General features: G+C 54.5%; 1 pseudogene. It reads left to right on the top strand.

The window, feature by feature from the left end:
• A pseudogene (locus tag EXE42_RS20080) lies at positions 1–220 on the top strand (hypothetical protein); the annotation flags it as partial.

The following is a 220-nucleotide window of genomic DNA, read 5'->3' as shown; positions in this document are numbered from 1 at the left end:
AGCGAACGGCGGCGACTGGCAACACGTGTTCAAGTACGGCTGGTACAAACACGAGACATCGCTTGAGAACCTCACAGATCGCGCAGACGGTAGCAACGACCTCCGTATCGGATTCTACCACCGGATGGAACGGAACCGAGACCTCGCAACGCGGGAGCAGAAGTTGAAATTCAGCTTCCGGAATATGGGTTCGAATCCGGCTACGTTCCGTGATATCTAT

This window comes from Halorubrum sp. SP3, assembly GCF_005435195.1.
Classification (GTDB): Archaea; Halobacteriota; Halobacteria; order Halobacteriales; family Haloferacaceae; genus Halorubrum; species Halorubrum sodomense.
The sequence above is the reverse complement of the archived record's forward strand: the minus strand, read 5'-3'. Positions and strand labels throughout refer to the sequence as shown.